This window comes from Pseudomonas bijieensis (assembly GCF_013347965.1).
GTDB classification, from domain to species: domain Bacteria; phylum Pseudomonadota; class Gammaproteobacteria; order Pseudomonadales; family Pseudomonadaceae; genus Aquipseudomonas; species Aquipseudomonas bijieensis.
Window position 1 is genome coordinate 4,896,163 of sequence record NZ_CP048810.1, and the last position, 20,562, is coordinate 4,916,724.

Annotated in this window: 32 protein-coding genes; 31 read left to right on the forward strand and 1 reads right to left on the reverse strand. The window is 56.9% G+C overall.

Annotated features, from left to right (window positions below):
• Nucleotides 1-70 precede the first annotated feature (70 nt).
• From rpsJ to bfr, 30 genes are all read left to right on the forward strand, one after another.
• Nucleotides 71-382, forward strand: coding sequence for a 30S ribosomal protein S10 (rpsJ, locus tag GN234_RS21455; RefSeq protein ID WP_003186070.1), 312 nt, complete (start codon nt 71-73; stop codon nt 380-382).
• Between the two features lie 80 nt (nt 383-462).
• The gene (gene rplC / locus GN234_RS21460) at nt 463-1,098 is read left to right on the forward strand and encodes a 50S ribosomal protein L3 (RefSeq protein WP_003186059.1); all 636 of its coding nucleotides are present in this window, start codon (nt 463-465) and stop codon (nt 1,096-1,098) included.
• 12 nt (nt 1,099-1,110) lie between these two features.
• The gene (gene rplD / locus GN234_RS21465) at nt 1,111-1,713 is read left to right on the forward strand and encodes a 50S ribosomal protein L4 (RefSeq protein WP_003186057.1); all 603 of its coding nucleotides are present in this window, start codon (nt 1,111-1,113) and stop codon (nt 1,711-1,713) included.
• Nucleotides 1,710-2,009 carry a 50S ribosomal protein L23 gene (rplW, locus tag GN234_RS21470; RefSeq protein WP_002555488.1) on the forward strand — a complete coding sequence of 100 codons (300 nt, stop codon included), beginning with the start codon at nt 1,710-1,712 and terminating at the stop codon, nt 2,007-2,009. The genes rplD and rplW overlap by 4 nt, the downstream gene beginning before the upstream one ends.
• A 14-nt stretch (nt 2,010-2,023) precedes the next feature.
• Nucleotides 2,024-2,848, forward strand: coding sequence for a 50S ribosomal protein L2 (gene rplB, locus GN234_RS21475; protein WP_003186055.1), 825 nt, complete (start codon nt 2,024-2,026; stop codon nt 2,846-2,848).
• 16 nt (nt 2,849-2,864) lie between these two features.
• Entirely contained in the window at nt 2,865-3,140 is a 276-nt protein-coding gene (gene rpsS, locus GN234_RS21480; protein ID WP_002555486.1) for a 30S ribosomal protein S19, read from the forward strand.
• Between the two features lie 11 nt (nt 3,141-3,151).
• On the forward strand, nt 3,152-3,484 hold the full coding sequence (gene rplV, locus GN234_RS21485; RefSeq protein WP_003103908.1) for a 50S ribosomal protein L22: 333 nt from the start codon (nt 3,152-3,154) through the stop codon (nt 3,482-3,484).
• A 13-nt stretch (nt 3,485-3,497) separates the two neighbouring features.
• Entirely contained in the window at nt 3,498-4,184 is a 687-nt protein-coding gene (gene rpsC / locus GN234_RS21490) for a 30S ribosomal protein S3 (protein ID WP_003176422.1), read from the forward strand.
• A 12-nt stretch (nt 4,185-4,196) separates the two neighbouring features.
• Nucleotides 4,197-4,610: a 50S ribosomal protein L16 gene (gene rplP, locus GN234_RS21495; protein WP_003186052.1), complete on the forward strand. Its 414-nt coding sequence runs from the start codon at nt 4,197-4,199 to the stop codon at nt 4,608-4,610.
• Nucleotides 4,610-4,801: a 50S ribosomal protein L29 gene (rpmC, locus tag GN234_RS21500; protein ID WP_002555481.1), complete on the forward strand. Its 192-nt coding sequence runs from the start codon at nt 4,610-4,612 to the stop codon at nt 4,799-4,801. Before rplP ends, rpmC begins: the two co-directional genes overlap by 1 nt.
• A 2-nt stretch (nt 4,802-4,803) precedes the next feature.
• The gene (gene rpsQ / locus GN234_RS21505; RefSeq protein WP_003194644.1) at nt 4,804-5,070 is read left to right on the forward strand and encodes a 30S ribosomal protein S17; all 267 of its coding nucleotides are present in this window, start codon (nt 4,804-4,806) and stop codon (nt 5,068-5,070) included.
• Between the two features lie 23 nt (nt 5,071-5,093).
• On the forward strand, nt 5,094-5,462 hold the full coding sequence (gene rplN, locus GN234_RS21510; protein ID WP_002555479.1) for a 50S ribosomal protein L14: 369 nt from the start codon (nt 5,094-5,096) through the stop codon (nt 5,460-5,462).
• Nucleotides 5,463-5,473: 11 nt separating this feature from the next.
• On the forward strand, nt 5,474-5,788 hold the full coding sequence (gene rplX, locus GN234_RS21515) for a 50S ribosomal protein L24 (RefSeq protein ID WP_003186046.1): 315 nt from the start codon (nt 5,474-5,476) through the stop codon (nt 5,786-5,788).
• A gap of 20 nt (nt 5,789-5,808) precedes the next feature.
• The gene (rplE, locus tag GN234_RS21520; protein ID WP_003186044.1) at nt 5,809-6,348 is read left to right on the forward strand and encodes a 50S ribosomal protein L5; all 540 of its coding nucleotides are present in this window, start codon (nt 5,809-5,811) and stop codon (nt 6,346-6,348) included.
• Nucleotides 6,349-6,361: 13 nt separating this feature from the next.
• Nucleotides 6,362-6,667: a 30S ribosomal protein S14 gene (gene rpsN / locus GN234_RS21525; RefSeq protein WP_003186042.1), complete on the forward strand. Its 306-nt coding sequence runs from the start codon at nt 6,362-6,364 to the stop codon at nt 6,665-6,667.
• A gap of 210 nt (nt 6,668-6,877) precedes the next feature.
• A complete protein-coding gene (gene rpsH / locus GN234_RS21530; RefSeq protein WP_017848802.1) occupies nt 6,878-7,270 on the forward strand; it encodes a 30S ribosomal protein S8 in 393 nt (130 codons plus the stop codon).
• A gap of 12 nt (nt 7,271-7,282) precedes the next feature.
• Nucleotides 7,283-7,816, forward strand: coding sequence for a 50S ribosomal protein L6 (gene rplF / locus GN234_RS21535; RefSeq protein WP_053125864.1), 534 nt, complete (start codon nt 7,283-7,285; stop codon nt 7,814-7,816).
• A gap of 10 nt (nt 7,817-7,826) precedes the next feature.
• Nucleotides 7,827-8,177 carry a 50S ribosomal protein L18 gene (gene rplR, locus GN234_RS21540; RefSeq protein WP_003186037.1) on the forward strand — a complete coding sequence of 117 codons (351 nt, stop codon included), beginning with the start codon at nt 7,827-7,829 and terminating at the stop codon, nt 8,175-8,177.
• Between the two features lie 3 nt (nt 8,178-8,180).
• On the forward strand, nt 8,181-8,681 hold the full coding sequence (gene rpsE / locus GN234_RS21545; RefSeq protein ID WP_003186035.1) for a 30S ribosomal protein S5: 501 nt from the start codon (nt 8,181-8,183) through the stop codon (nt 8,679-8,681).
• A gap of 2 nt (nt 8,682-8,683) precedes the next feature.
• Nucleotides 8,684-8,860, forward strand: a complete 177-nt coding sequence (rpmD, locus tag GN234_RS21550) for a 50S ribosomal protein L30 (RefSeq protein ID WP_003186033.1) — start codon at nt 8,684-8,686, stop codon at nt 8,858-8,860.
• 3 nt (nt 8,861-8,863) lie between these two features.
• A complete protein-coding gene (gene rplO / locus GN234_RS21555) occupies nt 8,864-9,301 on the forward strand; it encodes a 50S ribosomal protein L15 (protein WP_003186032.1) in 438 nt (145 codons plus the stop codon).
• Complete coding sequence (gene secY / locus GN234_RS21560; protein WP_003186029.1) at nt 9,302-10,630, forward strand: preprotein translocase subunit SecY; 1,329 nt, start codon at nt 9,302-9,304, stop codon at nt 10,628-10,630.
• A 30-nt stretch (nt 10,631-10,660) separates the two neighbouring features.
• Complete coding sequence (gene rpmJ, locus GN234_RS21565; protein WP_002555468.1) at nt 10,661-10,777, forward strand: 50S ribosomal protein L36; 117 nt, start codon at nt 10,661-10,663, stop codon at nt 10,775-10,777.
• 130 nt (nt 10,778-10,907) lie between these two features.
• Nucleotides 10,908-11,264, forward strand: coding sequence for a 30S ribosomal protein S13 (gene rpsM / locus GN234_RS21570; RefSeq protein WP_003186020.1), 357 nt, complete (start codon nt 10,908-10,910; stop codon nt 11,262-11,264).
• A 30-nt stretch (nt 11,265-11,294) separates the two neighbouring features.
• Complete coding sequence (gene rpsK / locus GN234_RS21575) at nt 11,295-11,684, forward strand: 30S ribosomal protein S11 (protein WP_002555466.1); 390 nt, start codon at nt 11,295-11,297, stop codon at nt 11,682-11,684.
• 18 nt (nt 11,685-11,702) lie between these two features.
• A complete protein-coding gene (gene rpsD / locus GN234_RS21580; protein ID WP_003176404.1) occupies nt 11,703-12,323 on the forward strand; it encodes a 30S ribosomal protein S4 in 621 nt (206 codons plus the stop codon).
• Between the two features lie 22 nt (nt 12,324-12,345).
• Nucleotides 12,346-13,347 carry a DNA-directed RNA polymerase subunit alpha gene (locus GN234_RS21585; protein WP_003186012.1) on the forward strand — a complete coding sequence of 334 codons (1,002 nt, stop codon included), beginning with the start codon at nt 12,346-12,348 and terminating at the stop codon, nt 13,345-13,347.
• Between the two features lie 42 nt (nt 13,348-13,389).
• Nucleotides 13,390-13,776 carry a 50S ribosomal protein L17 gene (gene rplQ, locus GN234_RS21590; RefSeq protein ID WP_003176402.1) on the forward strand — a complete coding sequence of 129 codons (387 nt, stop codon included), beginning with the start codon at nt 13,390-13,392 and terminating at the stop codon, nt 13,774-13,776.
• 225 nt (nt 13,777-14,001) lie between these two features.
• Nucleotides 14,002-15,450 (forward strand): catalase, encoded by a 1,449-nt coding sequence (locus tag GN234_RS21595; RefSeq protein ID WP_176689034.1) that lies wholly within the window; start codon nt 14,002-14,004, stop codon nt 15,448-15,450.
• A gap of 158 nt (nt 15,451-15,608) precedes the next feature.
• On the forward strand, nt 15,609-16,073 hold the full coding sequence (bfr, locus tag GN234_RS21600) for a bacterioferritin (protein WP_176689035.1): 465 nt from the start codon (nt 15,609-15,611) through the stop codon (nt 16,071-16,073).
• 71 nt (nt 16,074-16,144) lie between these two features.
• Here bfr and uvrA read toward each other — a convergent pair whose 3' ends face one another.
• Nucleotides 16,145-18,979, reverse strand: coding sequence for an excinuclease ABC subunit UvrA (gene uvrA / locus GN234_RS21605; RefSeq protein WP_109756410.1), 2,835 nt, complete (start codon nt 18,977-18,979; stop codon nt 16,145-16,147).
• Between the two features lie 179 nt (nt 18,980-19,158).
• Here uvrA and GN234_RS21610 point away from each other — a divergent pair, with 179 nt between their 5' ends.
• On the forward strand, nt 19,159-20,556 hold the full coding sequence (locus tag GN234_RS21610) for an MFS transporter (RefSeq protein WP_109756411.1): 1,398 nt from the start codon (nt 19,159-19,161) through the stop codon (nt 20,554-20,556).
• The last annotated feature ends 6 nt before the right edge of the window (nt 20,557-20,562 follow it).

The following is a 20,562-nucleotide window of genomic DNA, read 5'->3' on the forward strand; positions in this document are numbered from 1 at the left end:
TATAGAATTGCGCCTCCTTTTAACGGGCGTATTGCGCCCGGTGGGAATAGCAGCCGGAGTCTGAAATCCAATGCAAAATCAGCAAATCCGTATCAGGTTGAAGGCTTTTGACCATCGCCTGATCGACCAATCCACCCAGGAAATCGTGGAAACCGCGAAACGTACTGGTGCTCAAGTGCGTGGTCCAATTCCACTGCCTACCCGTAAAGAGCGGTTCACCGTTCTGGTCTCCCCGCACGTCAACAAAGACGCGCGTGACCAGTACGAGATCCGTACTCATAAGCGCGTTCTGGACATCGTCCAGCCAACGGATAAAACCGTTGATGCACTTATGAAGCTCGATCTTGCGGCCGGTGTGGAAGTGCAGATCAGCCTCGGCTAAGACTCGGTCTTAGTCGTGTAACGCTCTGAAATGGGCGGCCATAGCGGGTGAAAGCCCCGTACACTCATGAGGTTTACAACATGACTATTGGTGTAGTCGGTCGTAAATGCGGTATGACCCGTATTTTCACCGAAGAAGGTGTCTCCATTCCGGTCACGGTCATTGAGATCGAGCCGAATCGCGTCACCCAGTTCAAAACTGAAGAGACCGATGGCTATCGTGCAGTGCAAGTCACTGTCGGCGAGCGTCGCGCTTCGCGTGTAACAGCAGCTCAGGCTGGCCACTTCGCCAAGGCGAACGTTGCCGCTGGTCGTACCGTAATGGAATTCCGCCTTGAAGAAGGCGAGTACCAGGCCGGCGATCTGATCAACGCTGAAATCTTCGCCGCTGGCCAACTGGTTGATGTAACCGGTCAGTCCAAGGGTAAAGGCTTCCAGGGTACGATCAAGCGTTGGAACTTCCGCGGGCAAGATAACACCCACGGTAACTCCGTATCCCACCGCGTTCCAGGCTCTATCGGCCAGTGCCAGACTCCTGGTCGTGTATTCAAGGGCAAAAAAATGTCCGGTCATATGGGCGCTGAGCGCGTGACCGTGCAGTCCCTCGAAGTAGTGCGCGTGGACGCTGAACGCAATCTGTTGTTGGTCAAGGGCGCTGTTCCTGGCGCTACTGGCGGCAACTTGGTTGTACGTCCAGCAGCCAAGGCTCGCGGTTAAGGGGAAGCTGACATGCAATTAAATGTAAATGACGCTCAAGCGATCGAAGTTTCCGAACTGACATTTGGCGGCGAATTCAACGAGACGCTGGTTCACCAAGCAGTCGTGGCCTACATGGCTGGCGGCCGTCAAGGTAGCAAGCAGCAAAAGACCCGTTCCGACGTTTCCGGTGGCGGCAAGCGCCCATGGCGTCAGAAAGGTACTGGCCGTGCTCGTGCCGGTACTATCCGTAGCCCAATCTGGCGTGGCGGCGGTACCACTTTCGCAGCTCGTCCTCAGGATCACTCCCAGAAGCTGAACAAGAAGATGTATCGCGCAGCAATGCGTTCCATCCTTGCTGAGCTGGTGCGTACTGATCGTCTGGTCGTGGTTCAGGACTTCGCTGTTGAAGCACCGAAAACCAAAGATCTGCTGAACAAGCTGAACGGCATGGGCCTGACTGACGTCCTGATCGTGTCTGACGCTGTTGATCAGAACCTGTACCTGGCTGCTCGCAACCTGCCACACGTCGACGTTCGTGACGTGCAAGGTTCCGATCCGGTCAGTCTGATCGCATACGACAAGGTGTTGATCACCGTGTCGGCCGTGAAGAAATTCGAGGAGCTGCTGGGATGAACCAGGAACGCGTATTTAAAGTTCTGCTTGGCCCGCACGTTTCCGAGAAGGCTACGGTTCTGGCAGACAAGAAAGGCCAGTTCGTTTTCAAGGTTGCGACCGACGCAACCAAGCTGGAAATCAAGAAGGCCGTCGAAAGCCTGTTCAGCGTGAAAGTAGAGCGCGTGACTACCCTGAACGTTCTGGGTAAAAGCAAGCGCACTGCTCGCGGTCTGGGCAAGCGTAATGACTGGAAGAAGGCAGTTATCTCCCTTCAGCCAGGCCAAGATCTCGATTTCAGCAGCAGTGCTGAGTAAGGAAGGGGTGCATCATGGCAATCGTTAAATGCAAACCGACTTCCCCTGGCCGCCGTTTTGTGGTCAAGGTGGTCAACCAGGAGCTGCATAAAGGCGCTCCTCACGCACCGCTGCTCGAGAAAAAATCGAAGTCTGGTGGTCGTAACAACAATGGCCGTATTACCACTCGTCACATCGGTGGTGGTCATAAGCAGCATTATCGTCTGGTCGACTTCCGTCGCAACGACAAGGATGGCATCGCTGCCACCGTCGAGCGTATCGAATACGATCCAAACCGTACTGCTCACATCGCTCTGCTGCTGTACGCAGATGGCGAGCGCCGCTACATCATCGCCCCTAAAGGCGTGAGTGCTGGCGACCAGCTGATCGCAGGTGCCCTGGCACCGATCAAGCCGGGCAACGCTCTGCAACTGCGTAACATTCCAGTTGGTAGCACCGTACACGGCATCGAATTGAAGCCAGGTAAAGGCGCACAGATCGCTCGTTCCGCTGGTGCTTCGGCTCAGCTGATCGCTCGTGAAGGTGTCTACGTGACCCTGCGTCTGCGTTCTGGTGAGATGCGTAAAGTACTGGCTGAATGCCGTGCGACCCTGGGCGAAGTCTCGAACTCCGAGCACAGCCTGCGTTCGTTGGGTAAAGCTGGTGCCAAGCGCTGGCGTGGCGTTCGCCCAACCGTTCGTGGTGTTGCCATGAACCCGGTTGACCACCCACATGGTGGTGGTGAAGGTCGTACCTCTGGTGGTCGTCATCCGGTATCGCCATGGGGCTTCCCGACTAAGGGCGCGAAGACTCGTGGTAATAAGCGTACCGACAAAATGATCGTCCGTCGTCGCAAGTAAATAGAGGGATACGACAGTGCCACGTTCTCTGAAAAAAGGTCCTTTTATTGATCTTCACCTACTGAAGAAGATCGAAGTGGCGGCGGAAAAGAACGATCGCAAACCAGTTAAGACCTGGTCGCGTCGCTCGATGATCCTGCCACAAATGGTCGGTCTGACCATCGCAGTACACAACGGTCGCCAACACGTCCCAGTTCTCGTGAACGAAGACATGGTCGGCCACAAACTGGGCGAGTTCGCCGGTACCCGCACATACCGTGGGCACGTGGCTGACAAGAAAGCCAAGCGTTAAGGGGTAAGGAAATGGAAGTAGCCGCTAAGTTGTCGGGCGCTCGAATCTCCGCCCAGAAAGCCCGCTTGGTCGCCGACCAGATCCGCGGGAAGAAGGTGGGCGAAGCGCTCAACCTGTTGGCTTTCAGCAGTAAGAAAGCCGCCGAGATCATGAAGAAAGTGCTGGAGTCGGCCGTAGCCAACGCCGAGCATAACGAAGGCGCAGACGTTGATGACCTGAAGGTCAGCACCGTTTTCGTCAACGAAGGGCGTTCGCTGAAGCGCATCATGCCACGTGCCAAAGGCCGTGCTGATCGCATCGTCAAGCGGTCTTGCCATATCACTGTCAAGGTTGCTGACAAGTAACGGAGTCGAAGAGATGGGTCAGAAAGTACATCCCATTGGCATTCGCCTGGGAATCGTCAAGGAGCACACCTCCGTCTGGTACGCAGACGGTCGGACTTATGCGGACTACTTGTTCGCTGATCTGAAGGTGCGTGAGTATCTCCAAGACAAACTAAAAAGCGCGTCCGTAAGCCGTATCGATATCCATCGTCCGGCGCAGACTGCACGTATCACCATCCACACCGCTCGTCCAGGTATCGTTATCGGGAAGAAAGGTGAAGATGTTGAGAAACTGCGTCAGGACCTGACCAAGCAAATGGGTGTGCCTGTGCACATCAATATCGAAGAGATCCGCAAGCCGGAGCTCGACGGTATGCTGGTTGCGCAGAGCGTAGCTCAGCAGCTGGAGCGTCGCGTAATGTTCCGTCGCGCTATGAAGCGCGCTGTACAGAACGCAATGCGCATTGGTGCCAAAGGCATCAAAATCCAAGTGAGCGGTCGTCTCGGCGGTGCTGAAATCGCACGTACTGAATGGTATCGCGAAGGTCGTGTGCCACTGCACACCCTGCGTGCCGACATCGACTATGCCAACTACGAAGCTCACACCACCTACGGTGTGATCGGTGTAAAGGTTTGGATCTTCAAAGGCGAAGTAATTGGTGGTCGCCAAGAAGAACTGAAGCCACAAGCACCAGCGCCTCGTAAAAAAGCTGCTAAGTAAGGGGTACGCCAAATGTTGCAACCAAAGCGTACGAAGTTCCGCAAGCAAATGACCGGTCACAACCGTGGCCTGGCATTGCGCGGTAGCAAAGTCAGCTTCGGCGAGTTCGCGCTGAAGTCTGTTGCTCGTGGTCGTCTCACCGCTCGTCAGATCGAGTCAGCGCGTCGTGCTCTGACCCGTCACGTAAAACGTGGCGGCAAGATCTGGATCCGTGTATTCCCGGACAAGCCTGTCACCAAGAAGCCACTCGAAGTTCGGATGGGTAAAGGTAAGGGTAACGTGGAGTACTGGGTTGCCCAGATTCAGCCAGGCAAAGTCCTGTATGAAATCGAGGGTGTTTCTGAAGAGCTGGCGCGTGAGGCTTTCGCCCTGGCTGCTGCAAAGCTGCCGCTCGCCACCTCCTTTGTTAAACGGACGGTGATGTGATGAAAGCGAATGAACTTCGTGAAAAATCAGCACAGCAGCTGAACGAGCAACTGCTCGGCCTGCTGCGCGACCAGTTCAATCTGCGTATGCAGAAAGCAACTGGCCAGTTGGGGCAGTCTCATCTGCTCTCGCAAGTTAAGCGTGACATCGCTCGCGTGAAAACTGTGCTCAACCAGCAGGCAGGTAAGTAATCATGGCTGAAGCCGAAAAAACTGTCCGTACGCTGACTGGCCGTGTTGTCAGCGACAAGATGGACAAAACCATCACCGTTCTGATCGAGCGTCGCGTTAAGCACCCGATCTACGGTAAATACGTTAAGCGTTCGACTAAGCTGCACGCGCACGACGAAACCAATCAGTGCCACATCGGCGACAAAGTCACTATTCGTGAAACTCGTCCGATGGCCAAGACCAAGTCTTGGGCGCTGGTTGATGTTCTCGAACGCGCTGTGGAAGTCTAAGGGCTAGGGGTCGGAGAAATTATATGATTCAGACTCAATCCATGCTCGATGTGGCCGATAACAGCGGCGCTCGCCGTGTTATGTGCATCAAGGTGCTGGGTGGCTCCCATCGTCGTTACGCTGGTATCGGTGACATCATCAAAGTTACCGTCAAGGAAGCAATTCCTCGCGGTAAGGTGAAAAAAGGCCAAGTGATGACTGCTGTCGTAGTCCGCACTCGCCATGGCGTCCGTCGTGCTGACGGCTCCATCATCCGCTTTGATGGCAACGCTGCTGTTCTGTTGAACAACAAGCAAGAGCCGATCGGCACCCGTATCTTTGGGCCAGTGACCCGTGAACTTCGTACTGAGAAGTTCATGAAGATCGTCTCGCTCGCCCCAGAAGTGCTGTAAGGAGATCCGACATGCAAAAGATTCGTCGTGACGACGAGATCATCGTGATCGCCGGCAAAGACAAAGGTAAGCGCGGTAAGGTGCTGAAGGTTCTTGCTGACAACCGTCTGGTTGTTGGTGGTCTGAACCTGGTCAAGCGTCATACCAAGCCTAACCCGATGTCGGGCGTACAGGGCGGTATCGTCGAGAAAGAAGCGCCACTGCACGCTTCCAACGTCGCCATCTTCAACGGCGAAACCAACAAGGCTGACCGCGTTGGTTTCAAAGTAGAAGACGGTAAGAAAATTCGTGTCTTCAAGTCGACCCAAAAAGCGGTTGATGCTTGAACACTGCTAGGTAGAAGACCATGGCACGACTAAAAGAGATTTACCGGAAGGAAATCGCACCGAAACTTAAGGAAGAACTTAAGCTTTCGAACGTGATGGAAGTTCCGCGCGTTACCAAAATCACCCTGAACATGGGTCTGGGCGAAGCGATCGGCGACAAAAAAGTCATCGAGCACGCTGTTGCTGACCTGGAAAAGATCACCGGTCAGAAAGTCGTCGTGACTTACGCTCGGAAATCCATCGCTGGCTTCAAAGTCCGTGAAGGTTGGCCGATCGGCGTCAAAGTGACCCTGCGCCGTGAGCGTATGTACGAGTTCCTGGATCGTCTGCTGTCGATCTCCCTGCCTCGGGTTCGCGACTTCCGCGGCCTGAATGCCAAGTCCTTCGATGGTCGTGGTAACTACAGCATGGGCGTTAAAGAGCAGATCATTTTCCCGGAAATCGATTACGACAAGATCGACGCTCTCCGCGGTCTGGACATTACCCTGACCACCACTGCTCGGACGGATGACGAAGGTCGCGCACTGCTGCGCGCTTTCAAATTCCCGTTCCGCAACTGATTGGAGTAGGAAAATGGCCAAGAAGAGCATGAAGAACCGTGAGCTGAAGCGTCAGCTCACCGTTGCCAAGTACGCCACCAAGCGTGCAGCGCTGAAAGCTATCATCGTTGATCTGAACGCAAGTCCAGAAGCGCGTTGGGAAGCTACCGTAGCCCTGCAGAAGCAGCCACGTGACGCAAGTGCCTCGCGCATGCGTAACCGCTGCCGCCTGACTGGTCGTCCGCACGGCGTGTACCGCAAGTTCGGCCTCGGCCGTAACATGCTGCGTCAAGCTGCAATGCGTGGTGACGTTCCAGGCCTGGTTAAAGCCAGCTGGTAAGCACTGTCAAAGTCGCGGCGCTCGGGATCGCAAGATCCTGACCGTCGGTGACCTTGAACTTGAATCAAGCCCCTTTTGGGGCTTGATTCATTTGTGGGGTGTGTCTAGAATACCCGGCTCGCCTGAGCCCGTGTTTTTATTGCACGGATGCGCTCGGCGACACGTACTAGCCGAAAGGCTAATTTTTTGTGTATTAGGAGCGTCTAGCCCATGAGTATGCAGGACCCGTTAGCGGACATGCTAACTCGTATCCGTAATGCCCAGATGGCTGAAAAGTCCGTCGTAAGCATGCCATCTTCTACTTTGAAGGTAGCTGTTGCCAAAGTCCTGAAGGACGAAGGTTACATTGCGGGTTATCAGATCAGCAGCGAAATCAAGCCACTGCTGTCCATCGAGCTGAAGTACTTCGAAGGCCGTCCGGTCATCGAGGAAGTGAAGCGCGTTAGCCGTCCTGGCCTGCGTCAGTACAAGTCCGTTGAGGATCTGCCGAAAGTTCGTGGCGGCCTGGGCGTGTCTATCGTCTCCACCAACAAAGGTGTGATGACGGATCGTGCTGCGCGCGCTGCCGGTGTCGGCGGCGAAGTTCTTTGCACTGTGTTCTAAGGGGGGATAAGCATGTCACGCGTCGCTAAGAACCCCGTTAAGCTGCCAGCCGGTGTCGAAGTCAAATTCGCAGGCCAACAGCTTTCGGTGAAGGGTGCCAAGGGCACTCTGCAACTGAACATCCATTCGTCCGTTGAGATCGTTGAAGAAGCTGGTGAGCTGCGTTTCGCTGCTCGCAATGGCGATCAACAGACTCGCGCAATGGCTGGTACCACTCGTGCGTTGGTAAACAACATGGTCCAAGGCGTGAGCCAAGGCTTCGAGCGCAAGCTCCAGCTGGTCGGTGTTGGTTACAAAGCGCAAGCAAAAGGCACAGTGCTGAACCTGGCTCTTGGCTTCTCGCACCCAGTGGATTATGAACTGCCGGAAGGCATCACCGCTGAGACTCCTAGCCAGACCGATATCCTGATCCGGGGCATCGACAAGCAGCTGGTAGGTCAAGTGGCCGCCGAGATCCGCGACTTCCGTCCACCAGAGCCGTACAAAGGCAAAGGTGTGCGCTACGCGGACGAAGTCGTCCGTCGTAAAGAAGCCAAGAAGAAGTAGGGCATAGCAAATGACCGACAAAAAAGTTACTCGACTGCGTCGCGCTCGCAAAGCACGCCTGAAAATGCACGAACTCGAAGTCGTGCGTCTCTGCGTGTTCCGCTCGTCGCAGCACATCTACGCCCAGGTCATTTCGGCCGACGGCAACAAAGTCCTGGCAAGTGCCTCGACTTTGGATAAAGAACTGCGTGATGGCGCCACTGGCAACATCGACGCGGCCACTAAGGTTGGCCAGCTGGTCGCTACGCGTGCTAAAGCCGCTGGCGTCTCGCAGGTGGCTTTCGACCGCTCTGGCTTCAAGTACCACGGCCGCGTCAAGGCGCTGGCTGATGCTGCTCGTGAAGCTGGGCTGGAGTTCTAAGTTATGTCAAATAACGACCAAAAGCGCGACGAAGGCTACATCGAGAAGCTGGTTCAAGTTAACCGCGTAGCCAAAACCGTTAAAGGCGGCCGTATCTTCACTTTCACTGCGTTGACCGTAGTGGGTGATGGTAAAGGCCGTGTTGGCTTCGGCCGTGGCAAGTCGCGTGAAGTGCCTGCTGCGATCCAGAAGGCAATGGAAGCTGCTCGCCGCAATATGATCCAGGTTGATCTGAACGGCACCACTCTGCAGTACGCAATGAAGTCCGCCCATGGCGCTTCGAAGGTGTACATGCAGCCTGCTTCTGAAGGTACCGGTATCATCGCTGGCGGCGCTATGCGTGCTGTCCTCGAAGTTGCTGGCGTTCAGAACGTTCTGGCCAAGTGCTACGGCTCGACTAACCCAGTAAACGTGGTTCACGCCACTTTCAAGGGTTTGAAGGCAATGCAGTCTCCTGAATCCATTGCCGCCAAGCGTGGCAAAAGCGTCAAGGAGATCTTCTGATCATGGCTACCGTAAAAGTTACGCTGATCAAAAGCATGACCGGCCGCATCCCTAACCACAAACTGTGCGTTAAGGGTCTGGGTCTGCGTCGCATCGGTCACACTGTAGAAGTCCTGGATACTCCCGAGAATCGCGGGATGATCAACAAGGCTTACTACATGCTGCGTGTCGAGGGTTAATCGATGAAACTCAATGATCTGAGTCCAGCGCCGGGTTCCCGTCGCGAAAAGCATCGTCCGGGCCGTGGTATCGGTAGTGGTTTGGGCAAGACCGGTGGCCGTGGCCACAAAGGTCAGACCTCCCGCTCCGGTGGCACTATTGCTCCAGGCTTTGAAGGCGGTCAACAGCCGCTGCATCGTCGCCTGCCGAAGTTCGGTTTCGTTTCCCTGAAAGCCATGGACCGCGCAGAAGTGCGTCTGTCCGAGCTGGCCAAAGTGGATGGCGACATCGTCACCGTGCAGTCCCTGAAGGATGCCAACGTGATCAACCAGAACGTTCAGCGTGTGAAAATCATGCTGTCGGGCGAAGTTGCTCGTGCTGTCACCATCGGAAAGGGAATCGGCGCCACCAAAGGTGCGCGTGCGGCTATCGAAGCAGCTGGCGGCAAGTTCGAGGAATAAATGGCTAAGCAAGGTGCTCTCTCTGCGCTCGGCAAAGGCGGTATGTCTGAACTCTGGGCTCGTCTGCGTTTTCTGTTCCTGGCGATTATCGTCTACCGAATAGGCGCACACATCCCGGTTCCAGGTATCAACCCGGACCGACTCGCGGACCTGTTTCGACAGAATGAGGGGACCATTCTTAGCTTGTTCAACATGTTTTCCGGCGGCGCGCTGGAGCGGATGAGCATCTTTGCACTGGGGATCATGCCGTACATTTCGGCATCGATCATCATGCAACTGATGAGCGCCGTCAGCCCGCAGCTGGAGCAGTTGAAGAAGGAAGGTGAAGCTGGCCGTCGCAAGATCAGCCAGTACACCCGCTACGGCACTGTCGTCCTCGCTCTCGTCCAGGCCATTGGCATGTCCATTGGTTTGGCGGGGCAGGGCGTTTCGTTCACTGCTGACTTCAGCTTTCATTTCGTTGCGGTAACCACTTTTGTGGCGGGCGCGATGTTCATGATGTGGCTGGGTGAGCAGATCACTGAGCGTGGTGTAGGCAACGGTATCTCGATGTTGATCTTCGCAGGTATCGTCGCCGGTCTTCCGAGAGCGATCGGGCAGTCTTTCGAGTCTGCGCGTCAGGGTGATATCAATATCTTCGCCCTGGTTGCCATCGGTCTGCTGGCAGTAGCGATTATCGGTTTCGTGGTGTTCATCGAGCGTGGTCAGCGTCGTATTGCTGTTCACTACGCCAAGCGTCAGCAGGGCCGCAAGGTGTTTGCTGCGCAGACCAGCCACTTGCCGTTGAAGGTGAACATGGCCGGTGTAATTCCGGCTATTTTCGCGAGCAGCATCTTGCTGTTCCCGGCTTCGTTGGGTGCCTGGTTCGGCCAGTCTGAAGGTATGGGCTGGTTGCAGGACATCTCGCAGTCGATCGCTCCTGGTCAGCCGTTGAATATTCTGCTGTTTAGTGCAGGGATTATTTTCTTCTGCTTCTTCTATACGGCGTTGATGTTCAATCCGAAAGACGTAGCGGAAAACCTGAAGAAGTCCGGTGCCTTTATTCCGGGCATCCGTCCAGGTGAGCAGTCTGCGCGCTACATTGATGGCGTTCTGACTCGCTTGACCATGTTCGGTGCTCTTTACATGACGGCCGTCTGTCTGTTGCCCCAGTTCCTGGTGGTTGCGGCAAACGTACCGTTCTACCTTGGCGGGACCTCGTTGCTGATCGTGGTCGTGGTTGTGATGGACTTCATGTCCCAAGTACAATCGCACCTCGTTTCGCACCAGTACGAATCCCTGATGAAGAAAGCCAACCTGAAGGGCTACGGCAGCGGCATGTTGCGCTGAGTAGCGTCCATAAGGTTCGAGGAGTTGGTGATGAAAGTTCGTGCATCGGTGAAAAAGCTGTGCCGCAACTGCAAGATTATTCGCCGCGAAGGTGTTGTTCGGGTAATTTGCAGCGCGGAACCGCGTCACAAACAGCGCCAAGGCTGAGTGTGATTGTGCTTTAAGCCCGGCAGCTAGTGCGCTGCCGGGTTGATTATTTGTTATTACAGCGATATTATCTCGCGCCCTATTTCTTGGCTTCCGGGGCGTAGGTAGCTGTCAATTGGAGTCCCACTGAATGGCCCGTATTGCAGGCGTCAACATTCCAGATAACAAGCATACTGTTATCTCGCTGACCTACATCTATGGTGTTGGTCGCACTACTGCACAGAAAATTTGTGCAGTGACTGGGGTCAACCCAGCGGCAAAGATCAAGGATCTGAGCGACGAGCAAATTGAACAGCTGCGTGGCGAAGTGGCGAAGTTCACCACTGAAGGTGACCTGCGTCGCGAAATCAACATGAAAATCAAGCGCTTGATGGACCTCGGTTGCTATCGCGGTCTGCGTCATCGTCGTGGTCTGCCAGTACGCGGTCAGCGTACCAAGACCAACGCGCGTACCCGTAAAGGTCCGCGTAAGCCGATCCGCAAGTAATCGCCCCAGCGAATCGACAGGAATTTAATCATGGCAAAACCTGCTGCTCGTCCTCGTAAAAAAGTTAAAAAGACAGTGGTTGATGGCATCGCCCACATCCATGCTTCTTTTAACAACACCATCGTGACCATTACCGACCGTCAAGGTAACGCTCTTTCCTGGGCTACCTCCGGTGGTTCGGGTTTCCGCGGTTCCCGCAAGTCCACCCCGTTCGCTGCTCAAGTAGCTGCTGAGCGTGCTGGTCAAGCTGCGCTGGAATACGGCCTGAAAAACCTCGACGTTAACGTCAAGGGTCCAGGTCCAGGTCGTGAATCCGCAGTCCGCGCTTTGAACGGCTGTGGCTACAAGATCGCCAGCATCACCGACGTGACGCCAATCCCGCACAACGGGTGCCGTCCGCCGAAGAAGCGCCGCGTGTAATCCAGGAGATTGTAAAGAATGGCTCGTTACATTGGTCCAAAATGCAAACTCGCTCGTCGCGAAGGCACCGATCTTTTTCTGAAGAGCGGCGTGCGCGCGATCGAATCGAAGTGCAACATTGAAGCAGCACCTGGTATCCACGGCCAACGCCGCGGTCGCCAGTCCGACTACGGCACCCAACTGCGTGAAAAGCAGAAGGTCCGTCGTATCTACGGCGTTCTCGAGCGTCAATTCAGCGGCTACTACAAAGAAGCAGCTGGCAAGAAAGGCGCAACCGGCGAAAACCTGTTGCAACTGCTCGAATGCCGTCTGGACAACGTTGTATACCGTATGGGTTTCGGTTCTACTCGTGCCGAATCCCGTCAGCTGGTATCGCACAAGTCGATCAGCGTTAACGGTCAGACCGTAAACGTTCCGTCCTACCAGGTTCGTGCTGGTGACGTGGTTGCTGTTCGCGAGAAAGCAAAGAACCAACTTCGCATTGTCCAAGCTCTCGATCTGTGTGCCCAACGTGGCCGCGTAGAATGGGTAGAAGTAGACACTGAGAAGAAGTCGGGCGTTTTCAAGAACGTTCCTGCTCGCAGTGATCTGTCCGCCGACATCAACGAAAGCCTGATTGTCGAGCTCTACTCCAAGTAAGGGCTAGAAAATAGGTGCATCCATGCAGATTTCGGTAAATGAGTTCCTGACACCCCGCCATATTGATGTGCAGGTTGTCAGTCCAACCCGCGCCAAGATCACACTCGAGCCTCTCGAGCGTGGTTTCGGCCACACCCTGGGCAACGCGCTGCGCCGCATCCTGTTGTCCTCAATGCCCGGCTGTGCAGTAGTCGAGGCCGAGATTGACGGTGTGCTCCACGAGTACAGCGCCATCGAAGGTGTACAGGAAGACGTAATTGAAATCCTGTTGAACCTTAAAGGTCTGGCTATCAAGCTGCACGGTCGTGACGAAGTTACGCTGACCTTGTCGAAGAAGGGTTCGGGGGTGGTTACCGCTGCCGATATTCAGCTGGATCATGATGTCGAGATCGTTAACCCCGATCACGTAATCGCTAACCTGGCGTCTAACGGCGCCCTGAACATGAAGCTCACCGTAGCTCGTGGTCGTGGTTATGAACCGGCCGACTCGCGTCAGAGCGATGAAGACGAAAGCCGCAGCATCGGTCGCTTGCAGCTTGACTCTTCGTTCAGCCCGGTTCGCCGTATCGCATACGTGGTGGAAAACGCCCGTGTCGAACAGCGTACCAACCTGGACAAGCTGGTTATTGATCTGGAAACCAACGGTACCCTGGATCCTGAAGAGGCTATTCGCCGCGCTGCAACCATCCTGCAACAGCAGTTGGCTGCGTTCGTCGACCTCAAGGGTGACAGTGAGCCAGTGGTTGTCGAGCAGGAAGACGAGATCGATCCGATCCTGCTTCGCCCGGTTGACGATCTGGAACTGACTGTACGTTCGGCTAACTGCCTTAAGGCGGAAAACATCTACTACATCGGTGACCTGATTCAGCGTACCGAAGTAGAGCTGTTGAAGACTCCGAACCTTGGCAAGAAATCCTTGACTGAAATCAAGGACGTTCTGGCCTCCCGCGGTCTGTCCCTCGGCATGCGCCTCGACAACTGGCCGCCTGCAAGTCTTAAGAAGGACGACAAGGCGACTGCCTGATCGTCGTAATCACCGAACGTTGTGTTTGGTAAGGAATGAACCATGCGTCATCGTAAAAGTGGTCGTCACCTGAGCCGCACCAGCTCGCACCGCAAGGCCATGTTCCAAAACATGGCGGTGTCGCTGTTCGAGCACGAGCTGATCAAAACTACTCTGCCAAAAGCCAAAGAACTGCGTCGCGTTGCTGAGCCGCTGATCACTCTGGCCAAGACAGATAGCCTGGCTAACCGCCGTCTGGCTTTCGACCGTACTCGTTCGAAAGCTATCGTTGGTAAGCTCTTCAACGACCTGGGCAAGCGCTACGCTACCCGTGAGGGTGGCTACCTGCGCATCCTCAAGTGCGGTTTCCGCGCTGGCGACAACGCGCCTATGGCGTACGTCGAGTTGGTTGATCGTGCTACTGCTGGCGAAGCTGTAAGCGCCGAGTAAGACGACAGTCTGTAACGAAGAACCGGGCCTAGTGCCCGGTTTTTTGTGCCCGATAGAAAAGTAGGCAGCCGTTTCGCCTGGCTTGGCTATCAGCAAGTATTCAGCATTAGATAATGACTATCGATGTCCATGATTTAATGAATTTGGATACTGTCACTAACATGATCAATACTCCTTTCCAGCCGATTAGCCGGCAGTTTGAAGACCGACCTAGGAAGATTGAGCATGAGCCAGACCAAAACGCTTACGACCGCCAGCGGCGCTCCTGTCGCCGATAACCAGAATTCTCGTTCCGCCGGCCCGCGTGGCCCGTTGCTGCTCGACGACTTTCACCTGATCGAGAAGCTTGCTCACTTCAACCGCGAGAACATTCCCGAGCGTCGCGTACACGCCAAGGGATCGGGCGCCTACGGCACGTTTACCGTTACCCGGGACATCACCCAGTACACCAGCGCCAAGTTGTTCGAGTCGATCGGCAAGCAGACACCCACCTTCCTGCGGTTTTCCACCGTGGGTGGCGAGCGTGGTTCGGCCGACACTGAACGCGATCCGCGCGGTTTCGCCCTGAAGTTCTACACCGAGGAAGGCAACTGGGACATCGTCGGCAACAACACGCCGGTTTTCTTCATCCGTGATCCGTTGAAGTTTCCGGACTTCATCCATACCCAGAAACGTCTGCCGCAAAGCAACCTGAAAAGCGCCCAGGCGATGTGGGATTTCTGGTCGCACTCTCCTGAGGCGCTGCATCAGGTCACCATTCTGTTCTCTGATCGCGGCATTCCAGATGGCTACCGCCACATGCATGGCTTCGGCAGTCACACCTACAGCCTGATCAATGCACAGGGTGAGCGCCACTGGGTGAAGTGGCACTACAAGACCAAGCAAGGGATCAAGAACCTGGCTCCGGCTGAAGCGGCACGCCTGGCGGGTACCGACCCGGATTACGCCCAGCGTGACTTGTTCAATGCCATCGAGCGCGGCGATTTCCCGAAATGGAGCGTCTGCATCCAGGTCATGACAGAGGCCCAAGCCGCCGCGCATTACGAAAATCCGTTCGATGTCACCAAGACCTGGTCGCAGAAAGAGTTTCCGTTGATCGAAGTCGGTGAGCTCGAACTCAACCGGAACCCGCTGAACTACTTTGCCGAAGTCGAGCAGGCGGCGTTTGGCCCTAGCAATATGGTGCCAGGGGTTGGCCTCTCGCCGGATCGCATGTTGCAGGGTCGTGTCTTCGCCTACGCCGATGCGCACCGCTACCGTGTGGGCACCAATCACCAGCAATTGCCGGTGAATGCGCCGCGCAGCCCGGTCAATACCTACCAGCGCGACGGCGCGATGGCGTTTGGCAGCAATGGCGGGGCGGCACCGAACTACGAGCCTAATAGCTATGTGGAGACGCCGAAGCAGGCCCCGCGTTACGCGGAGCCGGCACTGGCCCTCAGTGGCGCTGCGGACCGTTACGATCATCGTGAAGACACCGATTACTACAGCTACGCCGGTGCGTTGTTCCGCCTGATGAACGATGAGCAGAAAGCCCTGCTGATCAGTAATATCGCCGGTGCGATGGCCGGTGTATCGGCTGATGTCGTTGACCGTCAGTTGCAGCATTTCTTCAAGGCGGATGTCGCCTATGGGGAAGGCATCGCAAAAGCCTTGGGCGTAGCGCTGAACTAAGTCTAAACGAGAAGCAGAACCGCCCTCATTAGGGCGGTTTTTGCGTTATTTAGCCCGGTTTTCTCGGATTTTCTTCGCTTTTATTGCGTTGAGGTCGTGACCTTGCGGTCAGCTTGGTTCAAACTACAACCTTTAAAAGCTTGTGGAGATGTAGGGCGATGCAAGGTCACCCAGACGTAATCGATTACCTCAACACGTTGCTGACAGGCGAACTGGCAGCCCGTGATCAATATTTCATCCATTCGCGGATGTACGAGGATTGGGGTTTTACCGAGCTCTACGAACGTATCAACCACGAGATGGAAGAAGAAACCCAACACGCCGATGCACTCATGCGTCGGATCCTGATGCTCGAAGGCACACCACGCATGCGTGCCGATGACCTGGATGTCGGTACCACGGTGCCCGACATGCTCGCCGCCGACCTGCGCCTGGAGTACAAAGTCCGCGCTGCGCTGTGCAAAGGCATCGAGCTCTGCGAGCAGCACAATGACTACGTGACTCGCGAGATCCTGCGGATCCAGCTCAACGACACCGAAGAAGACCATACCTACTGGCTGGAGAAGCAGTTGGGCCTGATCAAGCTGATCGGGTTGGTAAACTACCTGCAATCGCAGTTCTGACGCTCCCACCGAAAAACCAAAAGCCCCTGTCATCGGTGAGATGACAGGGGCTTTTTCGTGCTCGGGTGAAATCAGTCCCGATCACGCTCCAACAGCGGCTTGAGGTAGTGCCCGGTGTGGGACTGCTTCATTTCGGCCACTTGTTCCGGCGTCCCTACCGCGATGATCTGACCGCCCTTGGAGCCGCCTTCCGGTCCCAGGTCCACTAGCCAGTCAGCGGTCTTGATCACATCCAGGTTGTGTTCGATCACCACCACGGTATTGCCATGGTCGCGCAGGCGGTGCAGCACATCGAGTAACTGCTGGATATCGGCGAAGTGCAGGCCCGTGGTCGGCTCATCGAGGATATACAGGGTCTTGCCGGTGTCGCGCTTGGACAGCTCGCGGGACAACTTGACCCGCTGGGCCTCGCCGCCAGACAGCGTCGTCGCCGACTGCCCCAGCTTGATGTACGACAAGCCCACATCCATCAGCGTCTGGAGCTTGCGCGCCAGGGCCGGCACCGCGTCGAAGAACACCCGGGCTTCCTCGATGGTCATCTCGAGGGTTTCGTGGATGTTCTTGCCCTTGTACTTGATCTCCAGGGTTTCGCGGTTGTAGCGCTTGCTCTTGCACACATCGCACGGTACGTAGATGTCTGGCAGGAAGTGCATTTCCACCTTGATCAAGCCATCGCCCTGGCAGGCTTCGCAGCGCCCGCCCTTGACGTTGAACGAGAACCGCCCCGGCCCGTAGCCTCTTGAACGGGACTCCGGCACGCCGGCGAACAGTTCGCGGATCGGCGTGAACAACCCGGTGTAGGTCGCCGGATTGGAGCGCGGCGTGCGGCCAATCGGGCTCTGGTCGATGTCGACCACCTTGTCCAGGTGCTCCAGGCCCTTGATGCTGTCGTGGGCGGCAGCTTCCAGGGTGGTGGCGCCGTTCAGGGCCGTGGCGCTGAGGGGGAACAGGGTGTTGTTGATCAGTGTCGACTTGCCGGAGCCGGACACTCCGGTAACGCAGGTCAGCAGGCCGATCGGGATTTCCAGGTCGACATTGCGCAAGTTGTTGCCGCGAGCACCCTTGAGGGTCAGCGACAGCTTCTTGTTGCGCGGCGTGCGCTTGGCCGGGACCTTGATCTTGACCCGGCCCGACAGGTACTTGCCCGTCAGCGAATCAGGATGCGCCATGACTTCGGCAGCGGTGCCCTGGGCAACGATATGCCCGCCATGCACGCCAGCGCCCGGGCCGATGTCCACCACATAGTCGGCCAGGCGGATGGCGTCCTCGTCGTGCTCGACCACGATCACCGTGTTGCCGATGTCCCGCAAGTGCTTCAAAGTCCCGAGCAGCCGGTCGTTGTCCCGCTGGTGCAAGCCGATGGACGGTTCGTCGAGGATGTACATCACCCCCACCAGGCCGGCGCCGATCTGGCTGGCGAGGCGGATGCGCTGGGCTTCGCCGCCGGACAAAGTGTCGGCGCTGCGATCGAGGGTCAGGTAGTCCAGGCCGACGTTCACCAGGAACTGCAAGCGTTCGCGGATTTCCTTGAGGATCTTGTCAGCGATTTCGCCACGACGACCGGTCAGTTTCAGGCCGCCGAAATAATCGGTGGCGTCGCCAATCGGCAGGTTGGTCACCGCCGGCAGGGTCTTTTCACCGACCCACACATGCCGCGCCTCGCGGCGCAGACGGGTGCCTCGGCAATCGGGGCAGGGCTGGGTGCTGAGGAACTTGGCCAGTTCTTCGCGCACGCTGGCCGACTCGGTCTCGCGGTAGCGTCGTTCCAGGTTCGGCACGATGCCTTCGAACGGATGGGAGCGTTTGACGATATCGCCGCGGTCGTTGAGGTATTTGAAGTCGACATTCTGCGAGCCGCTGCCCTGCAGGATGAATTTCTGCTGGTCGGCGGGCAGCTCGTTGAACGGCTTGTCCAGGCTGAACTTGTAGTGGGCCGCCAGCGAACCGAGCATCTGGAAGTAATAGACGTTGCGCCTGTCCCAGCCGCGAATCGCCCCTTCGGCCAGGGTCAGCTCGCCGTTGACCAGCCGCTTGGTGTCGAAGAACTGCTTGACCCCCAGGCCATCGCAGGTCGGGCAGGCGCCGGCCGGGTTGTTGAAGGAGAACAGCTTGGGTTCCAGTTCGCTGATGGCGTGGCCGCAGATCGGACAGGCGAAGCGTGCGGAGAAGATGATTTCTTCGCCAGGCTCGTCGTCCATCGGTGCGACCAGGGCGATGCCGTCGGCCAGCTTCAACGCGGTCTCGAAGGACTCGGCCAGCCGCTGTTGCAGATCGGCCCGGACCTTGAAGCGGTCGACCACCACATCGATCGAATGCTTCTTCTGTTTATCCAGCTTCGGCAGTTCGTCCAGCTCGCAGAGCTTGCCGTTGACCCGGGCCCGCACGAAACCCTGGGCGCGCAGTTCTTCGAAGACCATCAGGTGTTCGCCCTTGCGCTCGCGAACCACCGGGGCCAGCAGCATCAGCTTGCTGCCTTCCGGCTGGGCCAGCACCAGGTCGACCATCTGGCTGACGGTCTGGGCTTCCAGGGGAATGTCGTGATCGGGGCAACGGGGAATACCGACGCGCGCATACAGCAGGCGCAAGTAGTCGTAGATCTCGGTGATGGTACCGACCGTCGACCGGGGGTTATGGGAGGTCGACTTCTGTTCGATGGAAATCGCCGGCGACAGGCCTTCGATGGTATCGACGTCGGGTTTTTCCATCATCGACAGGAACTGCCGGGCGTAGGCCGACAGCGATTCGACATAACGTCGCTGGCCTTCGGCATACAAGGTGTCGAAGGCCAGGGATGATTTGCCGGATCCGGACAGGCCGGTGATGACGATCAGCTTGTCCCGTGGCAGGGTCAGGTCGATGTTCTTCAGGTTGTGGGTACGGGCCCCACGAATCAGGATCTTGTCCAAAGTGGCCTCGCTCGGCGGGCGTCGAAAACGTAGGAGTATACGGGCAAATACTGGATGGATGCACACTATTGAAAGTGAGTTTGCAGCCATACATGAAGACTGCGCGGCAAACGGTCGCCATATACCCTCTCAATCGATGGGACTGGTAGAATCGCCGCCGGTTCACATGAGGTTTTTCCATGCAAGATCCCCACAGCGAACGCATGAGTAGCGGCGAGACGCGCGCAGCAAGCGGTCTGGCCCTGGTGTTCGCCTTCCGTATGCTGGGCATGTTTATGGTGTTGCCGGTGCTGGCGACCTATGGGATGGACCTGGCGGGCGCGACCCCGGCCCTCATCGGGTTGGCGATTGGCGCATATGGCCTGACCCAGGCGATCTTCCAGATCCCGTTCGGGATCATTTCCGACCGCATCGGCCGACGTCCGGTCATCTACCTGGGGCTGATCGTCTTCGCCCTCGGCAGTGTGCTGGCGGCCAATGCCGATTCGATCTGGGGCGTGATCGCCGGACGAATCCTGCAAGGCGCCGGGGCCATTTCCGCGGCCGTCATGGCGCTGTTGTCAGACTTGACCCGCGAACAACATCGGACCAAGGCCATGGCCATGATCGGCATGACCATCGGCCTGTCGTTCGCCGTGGCCATGGTGGTCGGTCCCTTGCTGACCCGTGCCTTTGGCCTGTCGGGCCTGTTCCTGGCGACCGGGGCCATGGCGCTGGTAGGGATCCTGATCGTCGCGTTCATGGTGCCGCGTGCCACCGGGCCGTTGCAGCACCGGGAATCCGGGGTGGCGCGCCAGGCGTTGATCCCGACGCTCAAGCACCCGGACCTGTTGCGCCTGGACCTGGGTATTTTTGTGCTCCACGCCATGCTGATGTCCAGCTTCGTAGCCCTGCCGCTGGCCCTGGTCGAGAAGGCCGGCCTGCCCAAGGAGCAGCACTGGTGGGTCTACCTGACCGCGCTGCTGATTTCGTTCTTCGCCATGATTCCCTTCATCATCTATGGCGAGAAACGACGCAAAATGAAACGAGTTTTGCTCGGCGCCGTCGTGACGCTGATGCTCACTGAGCTATTCTTCTGGCAGTTCGGCGATAGCCTGCGGGCCCTGGTGATTGGCACCGTAGTGTTCTTCACCGCGTTCAATCTGCTGGAGGCTTCGCTGCCTTCGCTGATCAGCAAGGTTTCCCCGGCGGGCGGCAAGGGTACGGCGATGGGGGTCTACTCCACGAGCCAGTTCCTCGGCTCGGCACTGGGCGGGATCCTCGGTGGCTGGCTGTTCCAGCATGGCGGTTTGTCGGTTGTGTTCCTGGGATGTGCCGCGCTGGCTGCACTTTGGCTGGCCTTTGCTGTTACCATGCGCGAACCTCCCTATGTGACGAGCCTGCGCTTGCCCTTATCGCCCGAGGCGATTCGTGAGGCTGGCCTGACCGAGCGTCTGAAGGCCGTCGTTGGAGTAACCGATGCAGTGGTGGTCGCCGACGAGGCGGCCGTGTATATCAAACTCGACACCGAATTATTGGATCGCGCGACGCTCGAGCGCCTGGTGAACAACCCGGCCCCGACCACGTGCGAAGCCTAGGAGAAC

Excerpts from the sequence above, each read along its gene's own strand:
- rpsJ (WP_003186070.1), top strand. The coding sequence starts at position 71 with ATGCAAAATCAGCAAATCCGTATCAGGTTGAAGGCTTTTGACCATCGC.
- rplC (WP_003186059.1), top strand. The coding sequence starts at position 463 with ATGACTATTGGTGTAGTCGGTCGTAAATGCGGTATGACCCGTATTTTC.
- rplD (WP_003186057.1), top strand. The coding sequence starts at position 1,111 with ATGCAATTAAATGTAAATGACGCTCAAGCGATCGAAGTTTCCGAACTG.
- rplW (WP_002555488.1), top strand. The coding sequence starts at position 1,710 with ATGAACCAGGAACGCGTATTTAAAGTTCTGCTTGGCCCGCACGTTTCC.
- rplB (WP_003186055.1), top strand. The coding sequence starts at position 2,024 with ATGGCAATCGTTAAATGCAAACCGACTTCCCCTGGCCGCCGTTTTGTG.
- rplV (WP_003103908.1), top strand. The coding sequence starts at position 3,152 with ATGGAAGTAGCCGCTAAGTTGTCGGGCGCTCGAATCTCCGCCCAGAAA.
- rpsC (WP_003176422.1), top strand. The coding sequence starts at position 3,498 with ATGGGTCAGAAAGTACATCCCATTGGCATTCGCCTGGGAATCGTCAAG.
- rplP (WP_003186052.1), top strand. The coding sequence starts at position 4,197 with ATGTTGCAACCAAAGCGTACGAAGTTCCGCAAGCAAATGACCGGTCAC.
- rpmC (WP_002555481.1), top strand. The coding sequence starts at position 4,610 with ATGAAAGCGAATGAACTTCGTGAAAAATCAGCACAGCAGCTGAACGAG.
- rpsQ (WP_003194644.1), top strand. The coding sequence starts at position 4,804 with ATGGCTGAAGCCGAAAAAACTGTCCGTACGCTGACTGGCCGTGTTGTC.
- rplN (WP_002555479.1), top strand. The coding sequence starts at position 5,094 with ATGATTCAGACTCAATCCATGCTCGATGTGGCCGATAACAGCGGCGCT.
- rplX (WP_003186046.1), top strand. The coding sequence starts at position 5,474 with ATGCAAAAGATTCGTCGTGACGACGAGATCATCGTGATCGCCGGCAAA.
- rplE (WP_003186044.1), top strand. The coding sequence starts at position 5,809 with ATGGCACGACTAAAAGAGATTTACCGGAAGGAAATCGCACCGAAACTT.
- rpsN (WP_003186042.1), top strand. The coding sequence starts at position 6,362 with ATGGCCAAGAAGAGCATGAAGAACCGTGAGCTGAAGCGTCAGCTCACC.
- rpsH (WP_017848802.1), top strand. The coding sequence starts at position 6,878 with ATGAGTATGCAGGACCCGTTAGCGGACATGCTAACTCGTATCCGTAAT.
- rplF (WP_053125864.1), top strand. The coding sequence starts at position 7,283 with ATGTCACGCGTCGCTAAGAACCCCGTTAAGCTGCCAGCCGGTGTCGAA.
- rplR (WP_003186037.1), top strand. The coding sequence starts at position 7,827 with ATGACCGACAAAAAAGTTACTCGACTGCGTCGCGCTCGCAAAGCACGC.
- rpsE (WP_003186035.1), top strand. The coding sequence starts at position 8,181 with ATGTCAAATAACGACCAAAAGCGCGACGAAGGCTACATCGAGAAGCTG.
- rpmD (WP_003186033.1), top strand. The coding sequence starts at position 8,684 with ATGGCTACCGTAAAAGTTACGCTGATCAAAAGCATGACCGGCCGCATC.
- rplO (WP_003186032.1), top strand. The coding sequence starts at position 8,864 with ATGAAACTCAATGATCTGAGTCCAGCGCCGGGTTCCCGTCGCGAAAAG.
- secY (WP_003186029.1), top strand. The coding sequence starts at position 9,302 with ATGGCTAAGCAAGGTGCTCTCTCTGCGCTCGGCAAAGGCGGTATGTCT.
- rpmJ (WP_002555468.1), top strand. The coding sequence starts at position 10,661 with ATGAAAGTTCGTGCATCGGTGAAAAAGCTGTGCCGCAACTGCAAGATT.
- rpsM (WP_003186020.1), top strand. The coding sequence starts at position 10,908 with ATGGCCCGTATTGCAGGCGTCAACATTCCAGATAACAAGCATACTGTT.
- rpsK (WP_002555466.1), top strand. The coding sequence starts at position 11,295 with ATGGCAAAACCTGCTGCTCGTCCTCGTAAAAAAGTTAAAAAGACAGTG.
- rpsD (WP_003176404.1), top strand. The coding sequence starts at position 11,703 with ATGGCTCGTTACATTGGTCCAAAATGCAAACTCGCTCGTCGCGAAGGC.
- GN234_RS21585 (WP_003186012.1), top strand. The coding sequence starts at position 12,346 with ATGCAGATTTCGGTAAATGAGTTCCTGACACCCCGCCATATTGATGTG.
- rplQ (WP_003176402.1), top strand. The coding sequence starts at position 13,390 with ATGCGTCATCGTAAAAGTGGTCGTCACCTGAGCCGCACCAGCTCGCAC.
- GN234_RS21595 (WP_176689034.1), top strand. The coding sequence starts at position 14,002 with ATGAGCCAGACCAAAACGCTTACGACCGCCAGCGGCGCTCCTGTCGCC.
- bfr (WP_176689035.1), top strand. The coding sequence starts at position 15,609 with ATGCAAGGTCACCCAGACGTAATCGATTACCTCAACACGTTGCTGACA.
- GN234_RS21610 (WP_109756411.1), top strand. The coding sequence starts at position 19,159 with ATGCAAGATCCCCACAGCGAACGCATGAGTAGCGGCGAGACGCGCGCA.